Source organism: Rhodococcus sp. EPR-134, from assembly GCF_001647205.1.
Classification (GTDB): domain Bacteria; phylum Actinomycetota; class Actinomycetes; order Mycobacteriales; family Mycobacteriaceae; genus Rhodococcus_F; species Rhodococcus_F qingshengii.
In genome coordinates, this window is the sequence record NZ_LVCT01000666.1 from 1 (window position 1) to 3,849 (window position 3,849).

Genomic DNA, 3,849 nt, shown 5'->3' on the forward strand with positions numbered 1-3,849 from the left:
TTCTCTGAACAAGAATTCAAGCTTGGTAATCATGTGGAAGTCCTTCCCGAGATCGATCCGAATCCAGGCATTCCGAGGTCAGTTGTTGCCGATCCTCGTTTCATCGTGGCATCGACCTGTGCGATCTTGTCCCTGACTCCGGTGTAGCTGACCTGCAGTCCTTCGACTTCACCCAGCCAGCCTTCCTGTTTGGCTTCGATGATGCGGGCTTCGAGGTTGTCTCGGATTTCTTCGAGCCTGCCTCGCTGCGTTGGATCCGGCCGCAGGAGTGAGCATCTGACGCAAGCATGCTCATGGATGCAGGGTGTGCCGAACGACCGTGCGCAGGTCCCGACCGATACTTTCCGCTTCTCGAAATGAGACAAGAACGCATCCCATTCCTCGTCGGTCGGTGTCCGGTATTCCTCACTGGGTCTCATCGAACGACGACGCGCGATGAACGCTCGATGCGCTTCGATCGTTTCCGAGGGGTAGACGGCCTTGTAGCCCATCGTCGTGTCAATTGTCTTGTGCCCGCAAATAACCTGTGCGATATGGGGTGGCAGGCCGTTCATGATCGCGTCGGTGACGAATATTCGCCGGAAGTCGTGGGGCTGAAACATCAACGGATCGCCACTGGCATCGGTGAGAGCTGCCACGGTGAGCGCATTGATGAGGAGCTTGCGGACGAAACTCGGTGGGATCGCTCGGCGTTCGTTTCCGATTCCCCGCTGAAAGAGCAGCGGCATCGGCGGATTCCACAGCTTCTCCTGCGTATCGTAGGCAGCCACGAGCGGTATCGATCCGTTGGGTTGCCGCGAACGCTGAACTACCGCACTGAGGACTTCCGCAAGCTCGGGACTGACCAAGATCAGCCGCTCGGTATCGGTCTTCGATGGAGCTATCTGCAGCAGCGGAACCAGTTCACCGGTACTAGGTAGTCGATATTCGGTGATGCTGTGGTGACTGAGCTCGAGGAGCTCTTCATGACGGATACCGCTGAGCCGCAACACTTCGATAGTGGCGAATGCCCAGAATGCTTCCTCGTCCTCGTAGGTGAGATCGCGGCGAACACCGGTAACAGTATTGTCGGCCCATACGACGCGGCCAGTTCCCCGACGGATCAAGGATCGTCGCAGTTCTCCGTCGGTTCCCGCGATCACCTCACCTGGTTCGGTGTTCTGCGCCGCAACAAGTAGAGCCGCTGCGGCCGCGCGGCGGTCAGCTGCGGACCGAACCAACTGCGACAGGACAGGCAATCGCTCGCGAGTGCGCTGATCCATCCGCGCTTTACGGTGTTTGAGTTCCTTGCCTCTTTTGACCTCGGCGTCGCTGATCGGGCAGGGCGCCACCCACTGCGCCCAGCGTGCCGGATCTTCGACGGCCCAGTGCGCGAGGTCGAGATAGAACGCACGCACTTGCAACAGATTGTCTTTGTAATTCTTTCGGGGCGAAGTTGTTTCGTGCTTTCGTCCCGCCGCGTCGACGGCGGTGCGTGTGATCGATCTCAGGTCGTCCTTCCATGCTCGGGCAACGTCAGGCGGCAGCGCCAGGGTGTCGATACCGGGGGCGAGTGTCTCGACGCGGCTCCAGAACAGCCCGGCGAGTCCTCGGGCACGAGAGTTGAGACTGGTGTAGTCCAGCGCGGGTTGACGCTCGCGCAGATAGTCGATGAGCAGAGCTCGGATCGGTTGGTTCTCGATCGGGTAGCGGTCGACGAGTTGTTCGATCGTCAACTGTCCGACCGGAGCGCCGAACGCACGGATGCTGTGTGGTGCATCCTCGGGAAAGATGCCCATCGCACGTAGTCGCAGGTAGAAATCGATCTTCTTCTGACCGCGGCGGGAGTGCACCTGCGCCATCGTTTCGATCAGCTCCACGCAATCGCCGACAGTGATCTCCGCGACCGTCCCGCCTTTGGATACCAGCAGGGTCGCGATTCTGGTCGCTGCGATTCGTGCATCGTCTCGCGAGGTATCCGGCTGAGTGGCAGCAAGCTCGTCCAACCGCGCGAATCCGTCCGGATCTCGCAGCTTTGCCATCATCGGCGCGAGAAACGGGTGCGCCCGGGAGAGCATCCACGGCAACTGCGGCCGGATCACGTCCAGGCACAGCAACATCAGCAGTCCTGCAGCCAGGTCGTTGCGATCATGTCTGACAGGGCGCCCGTGTCCGGCAATCCATTCCACCGGGAGATCGGCCCAGGAGGTTGTCGCGCCGTAACGAGACCCGCGGATGTTCTCGGCGCCGCTGGCGAGCCACCGGGCTTGCCAGGTATCGCCTGGCACCGAAGCCAACCAGGTCAGTATCTTGATCACGCCCCGGTGCCGTCCGGCTCGGGTGGTGACCGCAGCCTCAGCAAGCACCGAGCAGTTCAGTCGGGCCTCGACCTCCTCAGCAGAGGCAGCGGTGTGCGGCCACCAGAGTTCACCTTCGCGTGGTGGAAACTGTTTGTGCAGTTGGCGAATCCTCGAATGCGGCACCGGTGTGACCTCGAAGCGTTCCGGGCGGGTCATGTGCTTGACGGCAGTGCTCACAACGGCCTCCCGAACAGCACGCTCAACGCTGCCGGATCGTATCCAGGAGCAGGAGGCGGCGACGGAGCCCGCGGATGTTCCCGCTGATCAGCAGTACGAGCGTGGTGGGCCAGGACGCTGGCGATCACCTCGTCCTTATCGGGTGTCAGATAAATTTCGGTCGTCGACAAATGGGCGTGCCCCAACACCTCTTTGACCTCCACCAAGGACAAGTGCGGGTCGTTGGCCATCCGCCTCGCTGCACTGTGACGTAAGTCGTGCAGAGTCCAATCCGAACCGAGGGTAGCATTCGCACGCTCGAACATCCGATGCGCCGCATGGTAATTCAACGGGCGGCGAGGCCTTCGCAGTGTCCACCACAACGGTTGCATCCGTCCGAGTGGCACCTCGCCCCGCAACTGCTCCTGATACAACCGCAACCAGACGAACGCGTCCGCCGACGCGGGTACCTGCTCCACCGCACGTGTTCCCTTGCGCACCACAGTAATCAACTGCTGCCCCGGGTCGACATCGCACTCGCGGACTCCCAACAGCTCCGACGCTCGCACCCCCGATGAAATCCAGAACGCCACCAACGCCCGGTCCCGATCCGACGACAACGCCGCGAACAACTTATCGAACAGATCCTCGGGAATCGCTCGGGGAATCCGCTGCGAGACCCGAGGCCGGTAGCGCCCCACACGCTCAGGTGCCCAATGATCCATCGGATTGTGGTGCGCATGAGCCCGTCTCGACCGGCGAGAGAGATCGAGAGGGAACGGATTCAGAAGCGGGCCAGTCCCCGCGTCCCGATGAAAATCGTAGAAACTTCGCAGCACCGTCTCACTGTGCGCCACTGTCGCCGGCGAGTACCCGGCCCCCAGAGCCGGTTTGCCGGTGACAGGATTCGGCGATGCCGCAGCAGTAGCAGCCGCCTCGGCGCTGGCCGGCACCACTGATCCTTGTCGTGCCTTCGCCGTCAACTGGATCCAACAACTGAAATCGCGGGCATCGACCCGATCGGCACGATCCCACGCCACGTCCACAGCGTGAAGGAACCGCCACCATCTGAGCAGATCCATACCGTACGAACGCACCGTCGCCACCGACCTCCCGGAAGCGATCAGCTCCCGGAAGAACACCTCGACGGACTCCACTCGTTCACCGTCGCTGCCCTGCAAGACGTAAGGCTCCGCCGCCTGACCTGTCGCTATCAACCGACCCACTCGGGCCACCACAAGCCCCGACAGATCTCTCGAACTTTCCCCTTCGCTCATGTCCGCAAGCTACCGACCCACATCGACCCCACCCCTTCAGACCTGCACCATTCGGCATTTAGTTCAGTCAACGGGGC

2 protein-coding genes are annotated in these 3,849 nt (G+C 61.5%); both read right to left on the reverse strand.

Annotation, left to right across the window (positions count from 1 at the left end; all coding sequences use genetic code 11):
- Positions 1 to 29: 29 nt before the first annotated feature.
- Entirely contained in the window at positions 30 to 2,516 is a 2,487-nt protein-coding gene (locus A2J01_RS28785; protein WP_011133408.1) for a site-specific integrase, read from the reverse strand.
- Positions 2,513 to 3,772, reverse strand: coding sequence for a tyrosine-type recombinase/integrase (locus A2J01_RS28790; protein ID WP_011133407.1), 1,260 nt, complete (start codon positions 3,770 to 3,772; stop codon positions 2,513 to 2,515). The genes A2J01_RS28785 and A2J01_RS28790 overlap by 4 nt, the downstream gene beginning before the upstream one ends.
- Between the last annotated feature and the right edge of the window lie 77 nt (positions 3,773 to 3,849).

Coding starts and splice junctions, on each gene's coding strand:
- A2J01_RS28790 (WP_011133407.1), bottom strand. CDS start 3,772: ATGAGCGAAGGGGAAAGTTCGAGAGATCTGTCGGGGCTTGTGGTGGCC.